This window comes from Amycolatopsis sp. La24 (assembly GCF_029087445.1).
Classification (GTDB): domain Bacteria; phylum Actinomycetota; class Actinomycetes; order Mycobacteriales; family Pseudonocardiaceae; genus Amycolatopsis; species Amycolatopsis nivea.
This window is the reverse complement of the sequence record NZ_JARACH010000052.1, coordinates 12541-34286: the sequence shown is the minus strand read 5'-3', so window position 1 is coordinate 34286 and position 21746 is coordinate 12541. Positions and strand designations below refer to the sequence as shown.

The following is a 21746-nucleotide window of genomic DNA, read 5'->3' as shown; positions in this document are numbered from 1 at the left end:
CATCCGTGCTGCAAAGCCAGTTAGGCACCTCCGGACACCACCCGGAGAGCTCCTTGACGACCGATACGCCCTCCTGCATAGTCTCCTAGACATCGGATGTCCTGGCGTACAGAACGTCCGATGCCTGGTCAAGGAGGACCTGAATGGCCAACCGCCGCCTGCTGAGCATCGTCCTGTCCGCCGTCGCCGGGTTTGGCGGAACGCTCGCCCTCGGCCCGCCAGCTGCCGCGAGCGGGCCGCCGCCGATGACCGTCTATGCCGCTCCCGGCGTCGACGCACCGCCCGGAAACCCTTGCACCCAGCCGCGTCCCTGTTCGCTTTCGCAGGCACAGCAACGGGTCCGGCATCTTCTCGGCACCGGCGTCGGCAACCACCGCGACATCGTGGTCAAGCTCGCCGGCGGCTCCTACTACCTCTCCGCTCCGCTGGCCTTGGGTCCGCAGGACTCCGGGCGCAACGGCCACACCGTGACGTGGCAACCCGCGACCGACGCCGCCGTGACGATCAGCGGCGGCCGGCCGTTGCGTCCGGCCTGGCAGCCCGCCGCGCCCGGCAGCAAGATCATGGCCGCGGCCCTCCCGGCCGGGCTGGACTTCGACGGCCTGTTCGTCGACGGCCAGCGCCAGATCCTGGCCCGTTACCCGAACTACGACGCCAGCGCGGCCCGGCTGCAGGGCTCGACCTCGCTGGCCGACCTCCAACGGGAATCGGCGAAGTGGGCGGACCCGTCGACCGCGCTGGTGCGCGCGATGCACTGCGGAGACTGGGGATCCGTCTCGTTCACCGTCAGCGGACGTACCGGCGACGGGCTCGCTCTGCACTACGTCGGCGACAACAACCGGCCGCAGGACTGCGGGCTGACGAAGGGCAACGGGCCCGGCCGGATCGGGCCCGCGATGGCCGAGAACGTCAAGGAGGAACTCGACGCGCCCGGCGAGTGGTTCTACGACCGGGCGAGCGGCCAGCTGCTCTACTACCCGCCGGAGGGGACCGATCTTTCCGCCGCGACGGTCGAAACCGCCGAGCAGGATCAGCTGATCACCCTCGCCGGGACCTCGGCCGCCGACCCCGTCCACGACATCACGCTGCGCGGACTGCACTTCACCGCGACTCACCGCACGCTCTTCGACAGCCCCTTCGAGGCCGACGCGAAGGGCGACTGGGCGGTGGTCCGCAAGGGCGCGGTATCTCTGAAGAACGCCGCTGACATCTCAGTCACCGGGTCGTTCTTCGACCAGCTCGGCGGCAACGGCGTCTTCCTCGACAGCTACAACAAACACAACACGATCAGCGACAACAAGTTCGCCTCCGACGGCGCCACGGACGTCCAGATCGTCGGCTCGCCGAGCGCGGTGCGGGACTACTCCGGCAACTACTACGACAACGTCGCGGTCACCGACACCGCGCCGGGGCCGAAGACCGACGACTATCCCCGCGACATCGTCGTGCGGAACAACCTCATGCAGAACATGGGCCGGTTCGAGAAGCAGTCCTCCGGCGTCAACATTTCCATGAGCGCGGACGTGACGGTCGACGGAAACACCGTTTCCGGCAGCCCGCGCGCGTGCCTCAACATCGAGGACGGCACGTGGGGCGGACACGACATCAAGAACAACGATCTCTTCAACTGCGTCGAGGAAACCGGGGACAACGGGTCCGTCAACGTGTGGGGCCGCGGCCGGTTGTGGGCCAGCTCCGGCAACAACACCCTCGCGCCGGGCACGAGTTACGAAGGATCCACCGGCACCGCGCTGACCGACGCCCAGGCCCGGAGCCTGATGAAGCTGGACGTCGTCCAGCCGATCACCATCCAGCACAACCGGTTCTGGCACGCCGGGGACTGGGCCATCGACCTCGACGACGGATCGTCCAACTTCCGCCTGCTGGACAATCTCGTCCTCAAGGGCGGAATCAAACTGCGCGACGGCTACGAGCGCACCGTGCGGAACAACCTGCTCGTGGACGGTTCGGTCTACGAACAGGTCAGCCACTCCGACTGCGGCGACGTCATCGAGCACAACATCACGCTCGGACCGCAGGCGTACAACAACGTGCTGAACAATCCGTCCACCGCCAAGTACGGCGTCGACCGCAACCTCTTCTGGAACGACAGCTACCCGGTCTACGTCAATCCCGACGGCAGCGGCAACGAAGCACTCTCCGCGGACGGCGCCACGATCAACCCCCAGTCGGCTTGGGTCCGCGCCGGCATGGACCCGCATTCGCTCGTCGCCGACCCGAAGTTCGCCGCGGCCGACCCGCTCGGCAGCTACGATTTCACGGTCGCCGCCGATTCGCCCGCGCTCGGCCTCGGGTACGCCAACTTCCCGATGACCGGCTTCGGCGCCTCGGGCGGGCCGCTTCCGCCCAAGGCGGTCTTCGCTTACGGCCCCGGTTCCGGCGGGCCTAGCAACGGGATGATCGTCCAACCCGAAATGCTGATGGGCGCCACCGCCACCAACATCCCGTCGCTCGCGGTCCAGTCGTCGCTCGGCTTGACCAAACCGTACGGCCTCTACCTGCCCTCGGTGCCGCAGGGCAGCTACGCGGCGCAGAACGGGCTGCGGACCGGCGACGACATCACCGCTGTCAACGGCACTCAGGTGACCGATGATCGCAATACTTTTTGGCTCAGCTACAACAAACTCGCACCGGGTACGCCGATCACGCTGACCGTGCGGCGCGGGCAGGCCGATGTCACCGTTCGCCTGGACAAGACGCGGGAATCGGAGCTGCTCAACAACACGTCCGGCGTCGTCTACACCAACACCGGTGCCCCGTCGACGGGATGGCTCTGGCGCGGCAGTTCCGCGGGCGGCGCGAACTCGTATCTCGACGATATCTGGGCGACGCAGAACGTCGGCGATTCGTGGAGTTTGACGTTCTACGGCACCGGGATCGACATCATCTCCGAAACCAACACCGACGAGGGCGACGTCGACCTGGCCTTGGACGGTGCGCCTTATCGGACGGTCAGTTTCGTCACGCCGACCCGGCAGTACCAGTCGACAGTCGCGAGTGTCTCCGGTCTGCCGCCGGGGGTGCATACCGTTACCGGCACGATGAAGAACGGCAGTTACCTGATTGTGGACGCTTTCCGGACTCATCCGTAGCTGACCTGCCGTGCGCGCGGTGCCTCGCTGGCATCGCGTGCACGGCACTTCCGTCAGAGAGTCCACAACGGACAAAAGCTCACCGCACCCGCAGCCGTCGTCGGGCGAAAACCAGCGCGCCCAGGCTCAGCACCGCCAACGCCACCACGTAATAACTCGGCGCCAGATTGCTCCCCGTCACCTGGATCAGCCAAATCACCACCAGCGGCGTGAACCCGCCGAACAACGAAGCCGTGATGTTGTAACTGACCGACAATCCGGTCGCACGGGTCCGGGTCGGGAAGACATCGGCCATCATCGTGCCCAGCGGGCCGACATACCAGACCTTGACCAGGCCGATCGCGGCCATCACCGCCGTCATCATCGCGAACGTCGGCTGGCTGTTCAGTGCGAGGAACAGCGGGAAGATCGCGAGCAGCATCGCCGAGCAGGCGGCCGCCATCAGCGGGATCCGGCCGGTCCGGTCCGACAAGCGCCCGGCGACCGGGGCGAGGACGGTCAGCACGATCTGGGTGACGATGGTCGTGGTGAAGGCCAGCGATTTGGGCAGTCCGAGGTTGCGGATGGCGAAGGTCGGCATGTAGATGATGAGGTAGCTGATCGCAGTGGACACCGCCATCGCGCCCATCGCGACCAGGATCCGGGTCTTCTGCGAGCGCAGGACTTCCCGCAGCGGCGCCTCGGCGGCGTCCTCCTCGAACGCCGGGGATTCCTCGACGTGCCGACGGATGTAGTAGCCGATCGGCGCGATCAGCAGGCCGAAGGCGAACGGGATCCGCCAGCCCCACGATCCGAGCTGCTGTTCGGTGAGCACCGCGCTCAGCACCGCGGCGAACACGATGCCCAGCAACGTGCTCAAGCCCTGGCTCGCCGCGCCCCAGCTGCCCATGAATCCGCGGCGTTTCCGGTTGCTCTCCACCAGATACGCGGTCGCGCTGCCGAATTCGCCGCCCGCGGAGAAGCCCTGCAGCAGGTTGGCGAACACCAGGCCGATCGGGGCCGCGATGCCGATCGTCGCGTAGTTCGGCATGATCGCGATCAGCAGGGAGGCCACGGCCATGATCCGGATCGACCACACCAGCGCGGCTTTGCGGCCCGCGCGGTCGGCGTAGGAGCCGAGGATCATCCCGCCGAACGGGCGGATCAAATACGCGACCGCGACGCTGGCGAAAGCCAGCATCAGCGAGACCGCCGGGTCCGTCGCGGGAAAGAATTGTTTTGCCAGGACGTCGGCGAACAGGGTGTAGGCCCCGAGGCTGAACCATTCCAGGGTATTGCCGATCGTGGCCGCGAGCACGATCCGGGACGAGCGCGGCGAGGGGGTGTTTTCGGTTCTGACGGCAGGGGAATCGGGAGCAGGGATCGACATGGTCGCCTCCGGGGCGGTGCGTTCGGCGTCATTGGTGAAGCGCGGTTCCGGGCACACCGGCCCGGACCAACCATGTGCGCGGGAATTCAGCGAAGCTTGCCCAATTCGAGCAGGACATTCGCGGCGGCGGTGATTCCGGCGTGGAACCGGGCGAGTTCGAAATTCTCGTTCGGGCCGTGATTGTGCTCGTCGACGTTGGCGAGCGGGATTCCGTAACAGGGCAGGCCGAGTCCGTCGGACAGCGCGGCGATCGGCAGGCTGCCGCCCATCGCGGGCACCAGCACCGCCGGACGGCCGGCGGCCGCGCTGACCGCGTCGGCGATCACCGCAGTGTAAGGCGATTCCGGCAGCGTCCGGGACGCTTCCATCCGCCCGCCCGGCACGTGCAGTTCGGCGTGCGGAAGGTGTTCGGCGAGGTGCGCGCGCAAGGCTTCGATAACCGTCGAGGCGCGCTGGCCGCCGACCGTCCGGATGTCGCAGCGGGCGACCGCGACGGCCGGAATGACCGTGCGGTGGTCACCTTCGTCCAAACAGGACAGTGAGTTGATGCTGAAGGTGGGCAAGGCCAAGCGGTCGTTGAAACCGACGCCGTCGGGCACATCCATCCGGTCCAGCCCGACTTCGGCGAGCGCGGCGGGAACGTCGACCGGGAGCGCATCCAGGGCGTCCCGTTCCGATGGGCTCAGCGGAACCATGCCATCCGCGATTCCCTTCACCAGCACCTCGCCTTCGGGCGAGCGCATCGTCGACAGCAGCCACACCAGTTCCCACGCCGGATTCGGCGCGACCCCGCCCCAGTTCCCCGAATGCAGCGCGGCCGGTGCACCGTGCACCCGGATCTCGAACCGGACCGCACCACGCACGCCGAGGCTGACCGTCGGCTCGCCGCTGTCGTGCACCGGACCGTCGCTCCACAGCACCAGATCCGCGTCCCACTCGTCGCGCAGGCCAGCGAGCGCGGATTCCAGGTTCGGGCTGCCGATTTCTTCCTCGCCGTCGAGCAGAACGGTCACGCTGCACGGCAGTTCGCCGGTCTCGGCGAGCGCGCGCAAGGCAAGCAGTTGCGCGAGGTGCTGCCCCTTGTTGTCCCCCGTGCCGCGCCCGTACATCCGGCCGTCCCGGACGCTCGCCTCGAACGGCGGGCTTTCCCAGGCCGCGAGCGGTCCGGCGGGCTGGACGTCGTAATGGCCGTAGATCACCACGTGCAGCGATCCGGGCGGCCCGTCGGCGCGGCCCACCACCAACGGCCAGCCGCCGGTCTCGACCCGCCGCGCTTCGAGCCCGCTGCGCCGCAGCAACTCGCACGCGAACTCCGCCGCCTCCGCCATGCCCTCGCCGGTGGCGCTCACGCTCGGGACGGCGATCCACTCGGCCAGCTCCGCCTCGTGCCGCTCCCGGTACTGCTCGACGTACGACTCGATGCGGCGCACCCGACCTCCAGTGATTTCACTTTCTGATATCGATGCCATCGAAGCAAATCGGCTAAGCTGCTGTCAATGGACGACCGTCTCCCGCGCCAAGCGACCGCCGACGACCTCCGCGCGCTCGCACACCCGCTGAGCTGGCGGATTCTGCGGCTGTGCCTGGATTCCGCGTGGACGAACCAGCAACTGGCGAAGCGGCTGCAGGAGTCGCCGGCGACCGTCCTGCGCCGGGTCCACGCACTCGCCGAAGCCGGTTTCCTGGTCGCCGAACCGGCCCGCCGGAGCGACCTCGGTGCCTGGGAACGCCCCTACCGGACGACGCGGCGGACCTGGCACCTCGACCTCGACCAAGCAGGCGATCCGGCACTGACCGCACGCGTCGAACTGGCGACCCTGGACGCCCACCGAGCCGAAATGCTCGAAGCCGACCCCACGTCGATCCAGCAAACCCGCCGCGGCGTGGTCCGGCTGAGCGACGAGGCCGCGGCCGAACTGCAGTCGCGATTGGACGCACTGCTGGACGAGTTCGTCGCGCGCGAGGAACCGGCCGGGCGGAGGCATTCGTTCCTGTGGAGCGTGGTCGAACGCCCCGGAGAGCCGGATATCGCCGAAGACTGAGGCGCACGTCACATCCCTTTTGTCTGATTACCGGGCTCCCCCGCGCAGCCATGCTTCAGCTCCGAAACGCACTCGACCGTGAGGAGCTGGCATGACCGGCAGCGAAACCTTCCCGATGGCGCGGGCGGCTGGATGCCCCTTCGCCCCCGCCCCTGGATTGACGGCGCGGCCACCGGTGTCGCGGGTGCGGCTGTGGGACGGCAGCGAGCCCTGGCTGATCACCCGGTATGCCGATGTCCGTGCCGTGCTTGCGGATCCGCGCGTCAGCGTCGATGTCGCGCAGCCTGGTTTTCCGCACACCAACGCGGTCAGCAAGGCCCGGGACGCGCGGATGAAGACTCTGATGCAGATGGACCCGCCGGAGCACACCGTTCAGCGGCGGATGCTCGCCTCGGAATTCACCGTCCGGAAAATGGCGGCGTTGCGGCCGCGTATTCAAGAGTTGGTGGACGACCTTCTTGACGGAATGCTCGCGGGGCCGAATCCGGCCGATTTGGTCGAGGCGTTCGCGATGCCGCTGCCTTCCCTGGTGATCTGCGAACTGCTCGGCGTCCCCTACGCAGATCGCGACTTCTTTCAGGGAGTGGCTCGCACGCTCGTCATGGACGACCCGGACCCGGCGCGTGCCGTGGCTGCTAGCGAAGAGCTGAATGCGTATCTGGAAGACCTCGTTGGCACGAATTCCGCCGGGGCGGGCTTGCTCGGCAAACTGGCCCCCGCGATGGCTCCGCGCGAGATCGCGGTGCTGGGGCAGCTTCTGTTGGTGGCGGGTCACGACACCACCGCGGCCATGATCGCGTTAGGCACAGCCGTGTTGTTGACGCATCCGGAGCAGTTCCACGATTCGGCGGATCCGGTGGAGGAACTGTTGCGCTACTTGTCGATCACGCATACCGAGGCGCGTCGCGTCGCCTTGGCGGATCTTGAAATCGGCGGGCAGGTGATCCGCGCGGGCGAGGGCATCATCGCGGTGAAGAGCACCGCGAACCGGGATCCGCTGGCCTTTCCGGATCCCGATCGCTTCGACCTCCACCGGTCCGCCCGGCATCACGTCGCGTTCGGTTACGGGCGGCACCTCTGCCTGGGTGCGCCGCTGGCGCGGGCGGAGTTGCAGGTCGCGTACTCGACGTTGCGGCGACGGGTGCCGACGCTGGCGCTGGCCGTGCCGCTGGATCGCTTGGAGTTCAAGGAGAACGCGATCTTCTACTCGGTGCGCGAACTGCCCGTCACGTGGGCGAGCACGTTGACCACATTGCCGCCTGGATCCTCGACGAAAAACCGTCGCACGCCCCACGATTCGTCGGTCAACGGATAAACCACCCGCAGCCCGCGCCGGACCGACTCGGCGTGGGCAGCGTCGACTGCCTCGGGGGTGCCGAGATCAATGCCCCAGCGAGGGACGGGGTCGGTGCTTCCGGGCGGGAGGACGAGCACCTGCGCGGCCGGGTTGTCGCTGCTGCGGAGGCCGAGCGCGGGATGGTCCATGGCGACGTCGAGTCCGAGGACGTGGACGTAGAAGTCGCGGGTCGCGGCGTCGGCGATGCCTTCGGAGTAGGCGATGATGCGTTCGATCACCCGGTGAGCGTCGCAGATCCGCCGGGCGCGGGTCTTGGAGAAAGGGGAGCTAGCTGCCAGCGGAGTAGGCGATGCGGCGGTGCCGTCCGGGGCGTTGGACTCGCCAGTGCCGTCCGCGCGACGAGGACCGGCCGGAGTCGCGAGCTTCCAGCGCGACGTGACGCTCCGCGAACTGTTCGGCGGTGATGCTCATCAGAACGGGGTACTTGACCTCCCCGCGCAGCAACTCGGCGTCGCGGAGCCGGCCCTCTTCCCGGAAGCCCAGCTCGCCGTGCAGCGCCAGCGAGGCGAAGTTGCTGCCGTTGACGCTCACCTCGCACGCCCGGTACCGGCACCGTTCGAACATGAACGCCAGCAGCAGCGCGACCGCGTCGGCGGCGTAACCGCAGCGGCGGTGCTGCGGGCCGATGCCGACGCCGTAGCTGAACCGGGCGGAGAACGGGTCCGTTTCGACCCACACGGAGCCGACCAGCGTCCGGTTGTGCAGGGTCTCGATCGCGAAGTGGAAGCCGTCCGGGGAGGAGTGGCCGCGGTGCGTCGCCCAGTGCCGGTAGCCGCCGACCTGCGGATCGCGCGCCCGGACCGAGTCCCGGTCGAATCCGGCGAGGGTGCGCTGGTCGCCGGGGCGGACCTCGCGCAGCCGCACCTTCCGTCCGACCTCGTCGACCCGCCACGGGGCGACGGCGCCGGACCCGGGCCGCCGAGACGCATTCGTGATCATCGGGAGTGATGGTACCGGGCCGCGCCCTGGCGCGTTCCAGAGAATCCCCCGTTCGGTTCCCGGCTTGGTTACTCGCCGCAGTTTCCCTTGGTGGGCAACGGTTTGTCCGGGTCGAACTGGCCCGGTGCCCGGCTCATCGAGGGACCGCCGTAGTCCGGGTCGCTGAACGCGGGCGCGAGGTCCTCGGGGTTGCCCGTGCGGCACGCGATGCTGGTGTAGAACCCGCCGCCGTCGCCGGTCCACAGCCCGCGGCTGCCCGGCGCCCACCGCGGGCCGCTGCGCAGGACGTAGTCGCGGTCGACCCGGACGAACGGTTCCAGATCGGCGGGGCCGTAGACGACGCGGCTGCCCGGGTCGAAGGCGTAGGCCACCACGTAGGAGACGTGCACCGTCAGCTCGCCGGATGCGCCGGGGCGGACGGTCATCTTTCCCGTCATCCGCGGCGGTACGGGAAGCAGGTGGTAGCCCTCGGCGAAGTAGGTCACGTAGCCCTGGACGTGGGCTTCCAGGTCCTTGCGCGCGTCCGGGGCGAAGAGACCGACGTACCCGGACGGATGCCGCCCGACCTGGGTGTCCGGGTCGAACTGCGCGACCTCGACCGCGTGCTTGACCTGTTCCTGCGCCTCGCCCACCTGCTTCGCGGAGAATGTGCCGACCTTCGCCGGGGCCGGGATCTTCAGTCCGGCGATGCCCTCGGGCCAGTTCTGCGCCGGGGTGTCGAGGAACGGCCGGGTCAGGTCGACGTGCCCGGAGTCCGGGAGATCGGTCGGCGCGGGTGCGGTGGTGGTCGGCACTGGTGCGGCGGGAGTGCTCCCGGCGACCTCCTCCGCGCGCGTCCCCTGCTTCCACAGGTAGAAACCCGCCGCCGCCACAACGATCACCACCGCGCCCCAGATGGCGGCCAGCCTGCGCCGACGCGCGCGGCGGCGGCCGTGGCGCAGGCCGGTCCAGGCTTCCTTCTCGGCGTGCCGCTGCCAATCCGGGTCCATCAGGTCCGGATGGCTCTCGATGTCGTGCTCGTCCACGTGCCCCCGCCTGTCTCGTCGATCTCGCATCGAAAGATCGACAACCGCGAGCAGGCGTTACGAGCGGCCGGGCTTCGCAATCATTTCGGAATCCAAGCGGGGTTAAATCAATTTGCACGGAATGTCGGCATTCTCGTCGAGATGATACGAAGCGCACACGCGGTGGTAACCGTCCGCGATCACCAGGTCGTCGGCCGTCTCGAACCCGGGGTGGCCGTGCCCGCGGACGAGCAGGACCGGCGAGAGCGCTTTGCCGTCCTTGACCTTCTCGAGGTCCTTCGCGACGTGCGCGTTGTCCTCCGGGAGAAGCTTCAGCCTGCTGGCCCGGAGGATGTCCTTCGCTTTGCGGTGCGTCAGTTTCGCGTCTTTCAGCTGATCGACCAGACGAGTCGCGATGTCCTCGGGTGCGACCAGGGTGAGATAGTCGAATGCCGCCGGATAATCGTGCTCGTCCGGTTCGTCTTTCCAGTGTTCCTTCACGACGCCTCCCTCGATTCGACGGGAGCCATTGTCGTCCGGTCGCGGGCGGACGGGCCAGGTCCGAAGCGGTACGCGTCAGCGGCGGATCAGCCCCTGCGCCTTCCCCGCCGCCACCGCAGCGGTCCGGGAATCCACGCCGAGCTTCGTGTAAATGTGCACCAGATGCGATTTCACCGTCGCCTGGCTCAGAAACAGCCGCTTGCTGATCTCCAGGTTCGACAATCCGTCCGCGACCAGACCCAGCACCTCGATTTCCCGCGGCGACAACGCGGCCGCCGGGGTGCGCATGCGGTTCATCAGCCGGTGCGCGACCGCGGGAGCCAACACGGTCTGTCCGGTGGCGGCGTTGCGCACCGCGGCGGCGAGGTCTTCCGGCGGGGCGTCCTTCAACAAGTATCCGGTCGCGCCTGCTTCGATCGCGGCGAGGATGTCGCCGTCGGTGTCGTACGTCGTCAGGACCAGCACTTTCGGCGCGTCGGCCGCCGCAGTAATCGCCGCGGTTGCTTCGGAGCCGTGCATTCCGGAGCCGAATTGGAGGTCCATCAGCACGACGTCCACGCCTGCCGCCAGCCGCACGGCCTCTTCGGCGGAGGACGCTTCGGCGACGACTTCCAGGTCCGGTTCGGTTTCCAGGACGGCGCGCAATCCGGCGCGGACGACGGGGTGGTCGTCGGCCAGCAGGAGGCGGATCATCGCGGGTCCACGGGGAAGCTCACGGCCAGCGCGGTGCCGTTGCCGGGCGACGATTCCACCGTCCACGAGCCGCCGAGGGAGCGGGCGCGGGCCCGCATCGCGGGCAGGCCGAAGCCGCTGCCGCCGCGCACTTCCTGCGGGTCGAAGCCGATGCCGTCGTCCACGGCGTCCAGGGTGATGCTCGTGTCCATGTAACTCAAGGTCAGCTCGGCGCGGCCGGCCGCCGCGTGCCGGACGGTGTTGGCCAGCGCCGACTGGGCGATCCGCAGCAAGGCGACCTCGTACGCGGTCGGCACGTCGAACGGGGTGCCGCTGAGGTGAAAGTGGACAGTCAGGCCGGAACGCTGTTGCGTGGTCGCGCACAGGCGTTCCAGTGCCGCGGGCAAGGACGCGCCTTCCAGTTCCACCGGGGCCAGTGCGTAGACGAGGCGGCGGGCTTCGGTGAGGTTGTCCTGGGCGGCTTGCCGGGCTTGCGTGACGTGCGGGACCGCGGCGTCGGGACGGTCCGGCAGCGCGCGCTCGGCGGCGCGGAGCAGCAGGTGGATGCTCGAAAGACCCTGTGCCAGCGTGTCGTGGATTTCCCGCGCGAGGCGTTCCCGTTCGGCCAGCACGCCCGCGGAGTGTTCCATCGCGGCCAGGTCGTTGCGGGTCTCGCGGAGCTCCTCGATGAGCTGCCGCCGTTGCTCGCTTTCGCGGTAGAGCACCTGGTAGCCGAGCACGGTGGCGATCGCGACCGCCGCCCCGAGCGCCGGGCCGATGATCACGCCGACGCTGAATCCGCCTTGGTGGCGCGTGAAACCGGCGATCGCCAGCACCGTGGTCAGCGCGACGACAGCCGGGCCCCAGCGCGTCGGCAGCAGGTGCATTTGCAGGAAGTACAGCGGGAAAGCCAGCCACACCCCGTCGGGCGTGAGCCACAGCAGCACGAGCCACGCGACGCCCAATACGGCCAGCCACCCGGCCGTCGCGCCCGGCAACCGGCCGACGCGAGGCAGCAGCGGGCCCGCGGTGTAGACGCCGCCCATCACCAACGCGCCCGCCAGCACCGCGGGCGCGTGCGGCACCCCGTCGGCGAACGCGCGCGCGACGGCGAGCACCAGCAGCCCGGCGAGCAGGAGGTGCAGGCAGACGCGCAGCACGCGCAACGGCCGGTCGAGGGTGTGCGGGTTCACGAAAACGGCTACCTCCCCCGCCGATTGTCCGGGTCCCGGGCGGAATCCGCATCAATCGAAAGGTTGAGCGGCGAGTGCACCCATCGATTCCCGGGAGACCGTCCGCGGCGCGATGTCCCCGCGCCCCGGCCGGACGACGCTGGGAAGCACACCGAGAAGGAAGGGACGCACATGTTCGTCGCGTGGCGGGATCTGCGCTTCGCCAAAGGGCGGTTCGCGTTGATGGGAACCGTCGTCGTGCTGATGACGTTGCTGGTCGGGCTGTTGTCCGGGCTGACCGCGGGGCTGGCCGCGCAGAGCACGTCCGCGATCACCGGGTTGAAGGCCGACCACCTGGTCTTCGCCGAACCCGGCAGCGGATCGCTCTCGTTCGGACAGTCCACAGTGACCCGCGTGCAAGCCGAGCAGTACGCCCGGGTCCCGGGAGTGACCAGCGCGGAGCCGATCGCGATCAGCACGGCCAGCGCGGCGGTCGGCGAGCGCACCGCGACCTTGGCGGCGTTCGGAGTCCAAACCCAGCGCCCGGGCACCGTGGTGCTATCCACCGATGCGGCTGACGCGTTGAAGGCCCGCGAAGGCGATCAGCTCACCTTGCAAGGCCAGAAGGTCACCGTGTCCGCCATCTCCGGCGACGCGTCCTACAGCCATCTCCCAGTGGTGTGGACGCACCTCGCCGGTCCAAACGCGACAGTGCTCGCGGTGACCACCGACCCGTCCGCCGATCTCGCCGCCGCGGACGCCCGCCTCGGCACCCGGACCGTCACGAAGGACGACGCGTTGTCCGCGATCGGTTCGTATTCGGCGGAAAACGGCTCGCTCCAGCTCATGCGCGGCTTCCTGTTCGTGATCTCCGCGCTGGTGATCGGCGCGTTCTTCACCGTGTGGACGATCCAGCGCAGCCGCGACATCGCGGTGCTGAAAGCGCTCGGCGCGACCACGAAGTACCTGCTGCGGGACGCGCTCGGCCAGGTTGTCGTGCTGCTGGTCGGCGGGACCGCGCTCGGCACCGCGCTCGCCGCCGCGCTCGGAGCGGTCGCGTCCGGGACGGTGCCGTTCGTGCTCAGCGCGGGCACCTTGCTCGGCCCGGCGGCGGTGCTGGTGGCCCTTGGGCTGCTCGGCGCCGCGCTCGCGGTCCGCCGCATCACGTCCGTCGACCCGCTGACCGCCCTCACCTCCGGAGCGCACTGATGAGCCTGCACCTGTCCGGCATCACCCTCACCTACCCCGACGGCGATTCCCGCCTCACCGCACTCGACCAGGTCGACCTCCACGTGCCCGCCGGGAGCGTCGCCGCGGTGGTCGGACCGTCCGGGTCCGGCAAATCGAGCCTGCTGGCCGTCGCCGCGACGCTCATCCGGCCTGATCGCGGACGCGTGGTCGTCGGCGGCGTCGACACCACCGAGCTGGACCGCGCCGCGCTGGCGGAACTGCGGCGCACCAAGATCGGGATCGTGTTCCAGCAACCGAATCTGCTCGCGTCGCTCACCGCGGCGGAACAGCTGGAAGTCATGGCGCACCTGAGCGGAACGCCGCGCCGCGAGGCGGCGAAACGGGCCGCGGAGTTGCTCGACGCCGTCGGGCTGGCCGATCGCGCGACGCACCGGCCAGGCCGTCTTTCCGGCGGACAGCAGCAACGGGTCAACATCGCGCGCGCCTTGATGAACGAGCCCGCCGTGCTGCTGGTCGACGAACCGACGAGCGCGCTGGACCAGGACCGCGGCGCGGCGGTGATCGATCTGCTCACTACGATCACGCATCAACAGGCGACGGCAACCGTGCTGGTCACCCACGACCGCTCCCACCTCGAAGGGGTCGACTCGGTGCACGAGGTCGTCGACGGACGGATCCACCAGCCGGCCCGGGCCGGCGCCGAGGAGAACCGATGACGAAGAAGATCTACTGGGCCGCCGCGATCTACACGATCCTCGGCCTGCTCGGCGGGCTGTACTACCGCGAGCTGACCAAGGCGGAGCACTTCACCGGCGAAACCCAGCTGTCCATTGTGCACACTCACCTGCTCGCGCTCGGGACGCTCGTGTTCCTGATCGTCCTGGTGCTGGACAAGGTGTTCACGCTCTCGGCGACGAGGTCGTTCGCGCCGTTCTTCTGGATTTACCACGCCGGGATGCTCGTCACGGTCGGCGGAATGGTCGTGCACGGCACGCTCACCGTGCTGGGCAAGGAATCCGGCGCGGCGATCGCCGGGATCGCCGGGCTGGGGCACATTCTGCTGACGGTCGCGTTCGTCCTGTTGTTCGTCGGTCTCCACGGCCGCATCTGGAAGCCCGCCGAGTCGAAGGCGTGACGTGAGGGGAACCCTCAGGGAATCAGAGTCCCTGAGGGTTCCCCTCACGTACTTACTGGCGGCGGAAGGTGAGAGCCGCGAGGATGGCGCCAACCAGCGCGATCACCGCTGAACCGACGAAAGCGACCGAGTAGCCGTTCGTCAACGCCGCCGGGTCGCCGAGCGCGCCCGCGCCAGACGCAGCCGCCAGTGCGGTCATCACGGCCAGCCCCAGCGCCGACCCCACCTGGTAGCCGGTGTTCACGATCCCCGACGCGAGGCCGCCTTCCTCAGGTCGAGCCGCGGAAATCGCCGTGCCGAGCGACGGGATGAACGCCAGCGACATCCCCAACGCCGCGACCAGCGAGGCGGGCAGGACGTCCACCCAGAAGCTGCCGTCCGCCCGCACCAGGGCGAGCCAGCCCAACCCGGCCGCCAGCAGCAGCAACCCGGTGACGATGGGCGGCTTCGGGCCGAACTTGCCGATCACCCTCGGGGCCAGGGCGATCATCCCCACCATGATCAGCGCGGTCATCGGCAGCAGCGCCGCACCGGCCGGGAAGGCGCGGAAGCCGAGCACCTGCTGCAGGTAGAGGTTCAGGAAGAACCACATCGGAATCCACGCCGCGCCAAGGAAAACCTGCGCCAGGTTCGCCGCGCCGAGCCGCGGGGCGCGGAAGACCGACAGCCGCATCAGCGGAGTGCGGGCTTTCGCCTGCCGGACCACGAAAACCGCGAGCAGCGCGAGACCGGCACCGAGCGCGATCCACGTTGCTGCCCAGCCCGCTTCCGGAGCGCGGACGATCCCGTACACCAGCGTCCCCAGGCCGAGTGTGACGGTCAGTGCGCCGAAAACGTCCACGGTGCCGCGGGTTCCGGCCGCTCCGCCGGGCAGCACTGCGCGGGTGGCGAACAGCGCGAGCACCGCGATGGGCACGTTGAGGTAGAAGACCCACGGCCACGAGAGGTACTCGGTGATCACTCCGCCGAGGAACACCCCAGCGGTACCGCCGGCCGGAGCCGCCGCGCCGTACAGCGCAAGGGCTTTCGTGAGTTCCTTCGGGTTGCTGCCGAAGAGCATCATCAGCAGCGTCAGCGCGGACGGGGCGACGAGCGCGGCTCCCGCGCCCTGCACGATCCGGCCGGCGAGTTCGACCGGCACGTTCCCGGCGGCCCCGGCGAGCACCGAACCGGCCAGGAGAATCGCCCATCCGGCGGCGAAAAGCCTTCTGGCGCCGAACAAATCCGACAGCCGTCCGCCGAGCAGCAGCAGGCCGCCGAAGGCGATCACGTAAGCGTTGAAAACCCAGGACAGCGTGCTGGGCGTGAAGCCGAGGGCGTCGCGCATGCGCGGCAGGGCGACGCCGATGATCGAGGTGTCCATGATCACCATGAACTGGGCAAGGGCGATCAGTCCGAGCGCCCACCAGCGGAGGGTGTTCGGCCGGGTTTCCGGGGCAGCAGTCATCGTCTTTCGCTTTCTCTTCAAGGGGAACGGCAGCACGGCATGCGGCTGCTCAGGCGGCGTCGAGGACGAAGGCGGCGGTGCGCACGACGCCCTCGGCTTGGAAGTCGAGGTACAGCAGGTAGCGGCCGGTCGTCGGGGCCTCGGCGTGGAACCGGATGTCCGGACCGGGTTTCCCGTCGTCGAGCGCGTGGATGTGCAGGTAGGCGAGGTCGCCCTGACGCAGCGCGACCAGGTGCCCGAACGACCCCAGGTACGGCTCCAGATCGGTGACCGGCTGCCCGTCCCGGGTTACGCGCGCGGTCAGCATCGTTCCGGTGCCAGCCGCTAGCGCGCCTTCGAGAGTCACCTCGTAGCCGTCGACCTCGCTCACCGCGATCGGTTCCGCCGCCAGCGGCTGGTAGTCACCGGCGACCTCGACCGTCCGCGACAGCGTCACGCTCTCGCCGCCCGCCGGGGTCAGGTCGGTGAAGACGCGGTAGGTGCCTGCCGCGTCCCAGGTCCACGGGATCGCCCAGACGCCGGTTTCCGGGTCGAGCACCGGATGACGGTGCCGGAAATGCGCGCCGTCGCTGCGGACCACGATCAGGTGCAACTGCTTGCCGTGCGCCTCCTCGTACTTGGTTACCGGTTTTCCGCCGGCAGTGGCGACGGTGAACGAAAGCTCGCCGTCCTCCCCCGCTCGAACCGGGGCGCGCACTGCGCCGAGCTGGACCTCGCCTGCCGAAAGTGCGGTGCCGTTGACGTTCATCGGGCTCTCCTTCGCTCGTTCTCGACGGCACGAACTTTATACCCCATGGGGGTATTCGGAAGTGTGTCCTGGGTCTCCTTCCGGGCGACCCCGGCCCTTGTCTCGGGCTGAGACCGGCGTTACGCTTCGTCGACGGCGGTGCGCCCGCACCGTCCGTTCCGTTCGCTCTCGAGGAGGTGCGCGTGCTTCTGACTTCCGGACAGCTCGCCGACCTCCGTCAGCGCACGCGCCAGTCCGCTTGGAACAAGGGGCGCGTCGCGCACGGCTGGCCAACGCGGCGCTGAGCGGTCTCCGCTCGGTCACGCTCCGCGCACGGGATCGCTTTCCCGTTGCCGCTCTTCCCCACGGTCCCCTGACCTGCGCCGACGCGGCGCGTCGGCGGCCGTGGCCCCAGCCGAGAAAAGACGAGAGGAACTCCGATGGTCGACCCCGAGGTGACCGTCAACGGGAAACGCACCGCGATCGGCGCCGTTCCCGTGCACACCACGGCACTGGACTGGCTCCGCGGACAGGGCCTGACCAGTTGCAAGGAGGGCTGCGCCGAAGGCGAATGCGGCGCGTGCGCGATCCTGGTCGCGCGGCCCGGCGTCGAATCCCCGACGGACCTGGTCGCGATCAACGCGTGCCTCGCCCCGGTCGGATCGCTGGACGGGCAGGAAGTGTGGACGGCCGAGGGTCTCGGGTCCACTGAGGACTTGCACCCGGTGCAGCACGAAATGGCCGTGCGCGGCGGATCCCAGTGCGGGTACTGCACTCCCGGGTTCGTCTGCAGCATGGCCGCCGAGTACTACCGCGGCGACCGCGCCGCGACCGGCGACGAGCACGCGCCGAACGGCTTCGACATCCACGCGCTGAGCGGAAACCTCTGCCGCTGCACCGGATACCGGCCGATCCGCGACGCCGCGCACGCGCTCGGCGCTCCCCCGGCCGAGGATCCGCTGGCGCAGCGCCGCACCTGCCGCGCGCCGGAACCCGTTGCGACGCGACTGCACGACGACGGACGGGATTACCTCCGCCCGGCCAGCTGGAGCGAAGCACTGCGACTGCGCCACGACCGTCCTAACGCGACTTTCGTGGCCGGGTCGACGGACTGGGGCGTCGAGGTGAACATCCGCGGCGTCCGGGCGGAGTGCGTCGTCGCCATCGACCGCGTGCCGGAACTGCAGGTGCTGGACGTCGGCGCGGACGCGATCGAAATCGGAGCCGGGCTGAGCCTCACCGAAATGGACCGCCGCCTCGACGGCCGGGTGCCGCTGCTGAGCCAGCTGATTCCGCAGTTCGCGTCGCGGCTGATCCGGAACACCGCGACACTCGGCGGAAACCTCGGCACCGGTTCGCCCATCGGCGACTCCGCACCGGTGTTGCTCGCCCTGGGCGCAAGCGTCGTGTTGTCCTCTGTGGACGGAGAGCGCGAAGTGCCGCTCGACGAGTACTTCACCGGATACCGGCAGAGTGTGCGACGGCAAGACGAACTGATCCGGTCCGTGCGGATTCCCTTGCCGCTGGCCGGAACCACCGCGTTCCACAAGGTCGCCAAGCGGCGGTTCGACGACATCTCCAGCGTCGCCGTCGCGTTCGCGCTCGACATCGAAGACGGTCTCGTGCGCACCGCGCAGATCGGCCTCGGCGGGGTCGCCGCGACCCCGATTCGCGCCAAAGACACCGAAGCGGCACTCGTCGGACAGTCCTGGAACGAGGAAACCGTCCGCGCCGCGGCGGAAATCCTGCGCGGCGAGGGCACGCCGATGGACGACCATCGCGCGAGTGCCGCCTACCGCGCCGCGACGCTGGGCCGCAGCCTGCTGAAACTTCACGCCGACTCTCTTGAGGGAGCACGAGCATGAGCGCACTTTCTGAACGCCCGGAAAGCCCGTCCATCGGGATCGCCCGTCCGCACGAAGCCGCCGCCGCGCACGTCCGGGGCACCGCGCTGTACACCGACGACCTTGTCGCCCGCACGAAAGACGTCCTGCACGCATACCCCGTGCAGGTAGCGGAGGCGCACGCGAAGGTGCTCGCGATCCGCACCGAGGCAGCGGAAGCCGTACCCGGCGTGGTCCGCGTCCTCACCGCGGCGGATGTCCCTGGCGTCAACGATTCCGGCGTGCACCACGACGAACCGCTGTTCCCTTCCGAGGTCATGTTCTACGGCCATGCGGTGGCCTGGGTGCTCGGCGAGACGCTGGAAGCGGCGCGGCTGGGCGCGGCGGCCGTCGAGGTGGACACCGAAGCGCTGCCGTCGCTGGTGACCGTCGCCGACGCGATCGCCGCGGGCAGTTTCCAGGGCGAGCCGCGAGTGGTGGCGCGCGGCGACGTCGACCCGGCGATGGCCAGTTCAGCGCACGTTTTCCGCGGCGAATTCGACTTCGCCGGACAGGAGCACTTCTACCTGGAAACCCAGTGCGCGCTGGCGCACGTCGACGAGTCCGACCAGGTTTTCGTGCAGAGCAGCACCCAGCATCCGTCGGAAACGCAGGACATCGTGGCGCACGTGCTGGGCAAGCACAGCCACGAGGTCACCGTGCAGAGCCTGCGGATGGGCGGCGGGTTCGGCGGCAAGGAATGGCAGCCGCACGGGTACGCCGCCGTCGCCGCGCTCGGCGCGACGCTCACCGGACGTCCGGTGCGGCTGCGGCTCAGCCGCACCCAGGACATGACGATGACCGGCAAACGGCACGGTTTCCGCGCCGAATGGAGCGTCGGCTTCGATTCCGACGGCAAGCTGCAGGCGTTGGACGTCGTGCTGACCGCGGACGGCGGCTGGAGCCTCGACCTGTCCGAACCGGTGCTCGCCCGCGCGCTGTGCCACGTCGACAACGCGTACTGGATCCCGCACGTCCGCGCGCTGGGGCGGATCGCGAAGACGAACAAGACGTCGCAGACCGCGTTCCGCGGCTTCGGCGGGCCGCAGGGCATGCTGGTGATCGAGGACATCCTCGGCCGCTGCGCGCCGTTGCTCGGCATCGACCCGGCTGAACTGCGGCGGCGCAACTTCTACTCCGAAGGCCAGGAGACTCCGTACGGCATGCCGGTGCGGCACCCGGAACGCATCCACCGGATCTGGCAGCAGCTGCTGGACTCGGGCGACGCCGAAAAGCGGCAGGCCGAGATCGCGGCGTACAACGCGAAGCACGCGCATTCCAAGCGCGGCCTCGCGATCACGCCGGTGAAGTTCGGGATTTCGTTCAACCTCACCGCGTTCAACCAGGCCGGCGCGCTGGTGCACGTCTACAAGGACGGCTCGGTGCTGATCAACCACGGCGGCACCGAAATGGGCCAGGGCCTGCACACGAAGATGCTGCAGGTGGCCGCGACCGCGCTGGGCGTGCCGCCGGAAAAGGTGCGGCTGGCCCCGACCCGGACGGACAAGGTGCCGAACACCTCGGCCACCGCGGCGAGTTCGGGCGCGGACCTCAACGGCGGCGCGGTCAAAAACGCCTGCGAGCAGATCCGCGACCGGCTGCTCGCCGTCGCGGCGGGCAAGCTCGGCGTGCCCGAAAGCGACGTCCGGATCGTCCGCGGCGCCGCGCGCACCCCGTCCGGTGAGGAGATCGGCTGGGACGAACTCGTGCACGCGGCCTACTTCGACCGAGTGCACCTGTCGGCGGCCGGCTACTACCGGACCGAGGGTCTGAGCTGGGATTCCGCGACGATGAGCGGCACCCCGTTCAAGTACTTCGCCTACGGCGCGGCGCTGGCCGAGGTCGAGGTGGACGACTTCACCGGCGCGTACCGGACGCGGCGGGTCGACATCGTGCACGACGTCGGCGACAGCCTGTCCCCGCTGATCGACATCGGCCAGATCGAGGGCGGGTTCGTGCAGGGCATGGGCTGGCTGACCCTGGAGGACCTGCGCTGGGACGAGTCCGACCGGCCCTCTCGCGGACGGCTCGCGACCCAGGCGGCGAGCACGTACAAGCTGCCGAGTTTGTCGGAGATGCCGGAGGTCTTCAACGTCACGCTGCTGACCAACGCCGCCGAAGAAGGCGCGGTCTACGGGTCCAAGGCAGTCGGTGAGCCGCCGTTGATGCTGGCCTTCGCGGTGCGGGAAGCGTTGCGGCAGGCGGTCTCCGCGTTCGGCGAGCCCGGGCACAGCGTCGACCTCGCTTCCCCGGCGACGCCGGAGGCCGTGTTCTGGGCGATCGACCGTGCCGTCACCGCCGCTCCGGTGGTCGAGGAGCAGGTACCGGATCTGGTGGGCCAGCCGTGAACTGGCTCAGCGCGGTCCAGCACCTGCGGGACGCGGGGCTGCCGGGCGTGCTCGTCACCGTGACGTCCTCGCGCGGGCACACCCCGCGCGAGGGCGGCGCGAAAATGGTGGTCGGCTCGTCGGAAACGCACGGCACGATCGGCGGCGGCAACGCCGAGGCGGTCGCGATCGAGCGGGCCCGCGAGCTGCTGCGGGACAACGCGACCGCGCCGGTGCTGCAAACGCTTTCGTTGTCCGACAAGGCTCCTTACCAGCACGGCGTGCAATGCTGCGGAGGGACGATGACGCTGTTGTTCGAACCGCTTCCGGTGCGTCCGGCGGTGGCGGTCTTCGGGGTCGGGCACGTCGGTCTCGAGCTGGCGCGGGTGCTCGCCCGGCACGAGGTTTCGCTGCACCTGATCGACAGCCGGCCCGAGCAGCTCACTGCGGAACGGCTGGCGGTGCTCGACGACGCCGTGGCCAGCGTGCACGTCCACCAGGTCCCGCTGCTGCCGGAAACGGTGCTGTCGGAACTGCCCGCGGGCACGCACGTGCTGATCATGACGCACGACCACGCCGAGGACATCGCGCTGTGCGACGCGGCTCTGCGCAGCGGCACCTGCGGGTCGATCGGGCTGATCGGGTCCGCCGGGAAATGGTCGCGGTTCCGGAAGCGGCTGACCGACCTCGGGCACGACGAGGCGGCGCTGTCCCGGATCACGACGCCGATCGGGCTTCCGGACCTGACTGGGAAGGAACCGGCGGTGATCGCGGTGAGCGTCGCGGCTTCGTTGCTGCAGAAATTCCAGGCGCGCGTCCAGCCGGGAGCACTGAAGGCGTAAATCGCTTGCCTGCCCCCGGGAGCAC

General features: G+C 69.2%; 19 protein-coding genes. 9 read left to right on the top strand and 10 right to left on the bottom strand.

The annotated features are described in order from the left end of the window. The first annotated feature begins 143 nt into the window (after positions 1-143). Positions 144-3113, top strand: coding sequence for a PDZ domain-containing protein (locus PUT80_RS34675; protein ID WP_275294659.1), 2970 nt, complete (start codon positions 144-146; stop codon positions 3111-3113). A 79-nt stretch (positions 3114-3192) separates the two neighbouring features. Here PUT80_RS34675 and PUT80_RS34670 read toward each other — a convergent pair whose 3' ends face one another. Together PUT80_RS34670 and PUT80_RS34665 are read right to left on the bottom strand one after the other, a co-directional pair. Beyond that, the gene (locus tag PUT80_RS34670) at positions 3193-4482 is read right to left on the bottom strand and encodes an MFS transporter (RefSeq protein ID WP_275294658.1); all 1290 of its coding nucleotides are present in this window, start codon (positions 4480-4482) and stop codon (positions 3193-3195) included. An 86-nt stretch (positions 4483-4568) separates the two neighbouring features. Further along, complete coding sequence (locus tag PUT80_RS34665; protein ID WP_275294657.1) at positions 4569-5912, bottom strand: M20/M25/M40 family metallo-hydrolase; 1344 nt, start codon at positions 5910-5912, stop codon at positions 4569-4571. Positions 5913-5978: 66 nt separating this feature from the next. On the opposite strand from PUT80_RS34665, the gene PUT80_RS34660 reads away from it, so the two are divergent. Continuing rightward, on the top strand, positions 5979-6524 hold the full coding sequence (locus PUT80_RS34660) for a winged helix-turn-helix domain-containing protein (RefSeq protein WP_205669959.1): 546 nt from the start codon (positions 5979-5981) through the stop codon (positions 6522-6524). Positions 6525-6615: 91 nt separating this feature from the next. Beyond that, positions 6616-7839 (top strand): cytochrome P450, encoded by a 1224-nt coding sequence (locus PUT80_RS34655; RefSeq protein ID WP_275294656.1) that lies wholly within the window; start codon positions 6616-6618, stop codon positions 7837-7839. Here the strand turns inward: PUT80_RS34655 and PUT80_RS34650 are convergent. From PUT80_RS34650 to PUT80_RS34625, 6 genes are all read right to left on the bottom strand, one after another. Further along, positions 7728-8099 (bottom strand): VOC family protein, encoded by a 372-nt coding sequence (locus tag PUT80_RS34650; RefSeq protein WP_275294655.1) that lies wholly within the window; start codon positions 8097-8099, stop codon positions 7728-7730. The two genes, PUT80_RS34655 and PUT80_RS34650, sit on opposite strands and share 112 nt — an antisense overlap. A gap of 49 nt (positions 8100-8148) precedes the next feature. Then, positions 8149-8745 carry a GNAT family protein gene (locus PUT80_RS34645; RefSeq protein WP_275294679.1) on the bottom strand — a complete coding sequence of 199 codons (597 nt, stop codon included), beginning with the start codon at positions 8743-8745 and terminating at the stop codon, positions 8149-8151. Positions 8746-8888: 143 nt separating this feature from the next. Next, the gene (locus tag PUT80_RS34640) at positions 8889-9845 is read right to left on the bottom strand and encodes a hypothetical protein (protein ID WP_275294654.1); all 957 of its coding nucleotides are present in this window, start codon (positions 9843-9845) and stop codon (positions 8889-8891) included. A 102-nt stretch (positions 9846-9947) separates the two neighbouring features. Next, on the bottom strand, positions 9948-10325 hold the full coding sequence (locus PUT80_RS34635; RefSeq protein ID WP_238607300.1) for a hypothetical protein: 378 nt from the start codon (positions 10323-10325) through the stop codon (positions 9948-9950). A gap of 75 nt (positions 10326-10400) precedes the next feature. Then, positions 10401-11018 carry a response regulator transcription factor gene (locus PUT80_RS34630; protein WP_134663545.1) on the bottom strand — a complete coding sequence of 206 codons (618 nt, stop codon included), beginning with the start codon at positions 11016-11018 and terminating at the stop codon, positions 10401-10403. After that, on the bottom strand, positions 11015-12190 hold the full coding sequence (locus tag PUT80_RS34625) for a sensor histidine kinase (protein WP_238607301.1): 1176 nt from the start codon (positions 12188-12190) through the stop codon (positions 11015-11017). The genes PUT80_RS34630 and PUT80_RS34625 overlap by 4 nt, the downstream gene beginning before the upstream one ends. 171 nt (positions 12191-12361) lie before the next feature. Between PUT80_RS34625 and PUT80_RS34620 the strand changes: the two genes are divergently transcribed. Genes PUT80_RS34620 through PUT80_RS34610 form a run of 3 tightly spaced genes read left to right on the top strand, consistent with a single transcriptional unit; the run spans position 12362 to position 14495 of the window. Continuing rightward, complete coding sequence (locus tag PUT80_RS34620; RefSeq protein ID WP_275294653.1) at positions 12362-13378, top strand: ABC transporter permease; 1017 nt, start codon at positions 12362-12364, stop codon at positions 13376-13378. After that, the gene (locus PUT80_RS34615; RefSeq protein WP_275294652.1) at positions 13378-14076 is read left to right on the top strand and encodes an ABC transporter ATP-binding protein; all 699 of its coding nucleotides are present in this window, start codon (positions 13378-13380) and stop codon (positions 14074-14076) included. The genes PUT80_RS34620 and PUT80_RS34615 overlap by 1 nt, the downstream gene beginning before the upstream one ends. Then, positions 14073-14495: a DUF2871 domain-containing protein gene (locus PUT80_RS34610; RefSeq protein WP_037814871.1), complete on the top strand. Its 423-nt coding sequence runs from the start codon at positions 14073-14075 to the stop codon at positions 14493-14495. The genes PUT80_RS34615 and PUT80_RS34610 overlap by 4 nt, the downstream gene beginning before the upstream one ends. Positions 14496-14547: 52 nt before the next feature. On the opposite strand, the gene PUT80_RS34605 is transcribed toward PUT80_RS34610, so the two are convergent. Both PUT80_RS34605 and PUT80_RS34600 read right to left on the bottom strand, forming a co-directional pair. Further along, on the bottom strand, positions 14548-15942 hold the full coding sequence (locus PUT80_RS34605; protein ID WP_275294651.1) for an MFS transporter: 1395 nt from the start codon (positions 15940-15942) through the stop codon (positions 14548-14550). A gap of 49 nt (positions 15943-15991) precedes the next feature. Beyond that, a complete protein-coding gene (locus PUT80_RS34600; RefSeq protein ID WP_275294650.1) occupies positions 15992-16690 on the bottom strand; it encodes a hypothetical protein in 699 nt (232 codons plus the stop codon). A 419-nt stretch (positions 16691-17109) separates the two neighbouring features. Between PUT80_RS34600 and PUT80_RS34595 the strand changes: the two genes are divergently transcribed. The 3 genes from PUT80_RS34595 to xdhC are packed head-to-tail and all read left to right on the top strand — an operon-like array spanning position 17110 to position 21721. Next, positions 17110-18534, top strand: a complete 1425-nt coding sequence (locus tag PUT80_RS34595; RefSeq protein ID WP_275294649.1) for an FAD binding domain-containing protein — start codon at positions 17110-17112, stop codon at positions 18532-18534. Then, the gene (gene xdhB, locus PUT80_RS34590) at positions 18531-20900 is read left to right on the top strand and encodes a xanthine dehydrogenase molybdopterin binding subunit (RefSeq protein ID WP_238607306.1); all 2370 of its coding nucleotides are present in this window, start codon (positions 18531-18533) and stop codon (positions 20898-20900) included. Before PUT80_RS34595 ends, xdhB begins: the two co-directional genes overlap by 4 nt. Further along, positions 20897-21721 carry a xanthine dehydrogenase accessory protein XdhC gene (gene xdhC, locus PUT80_RS34585; RefSeq protein ID WP_275294648.1) on the top strand — a complete coding sequence of 275 codons (825 nt, stop codon included), beginning with the start codon at positions 20897-20899 and terminating at the stop codon, positions 21719-21721. Before xdhB ends, xdhC begins: the two co-directional genes overlap by 4 nt. Positions 21722-21746 lie beyond the last annotated feature (25 nt).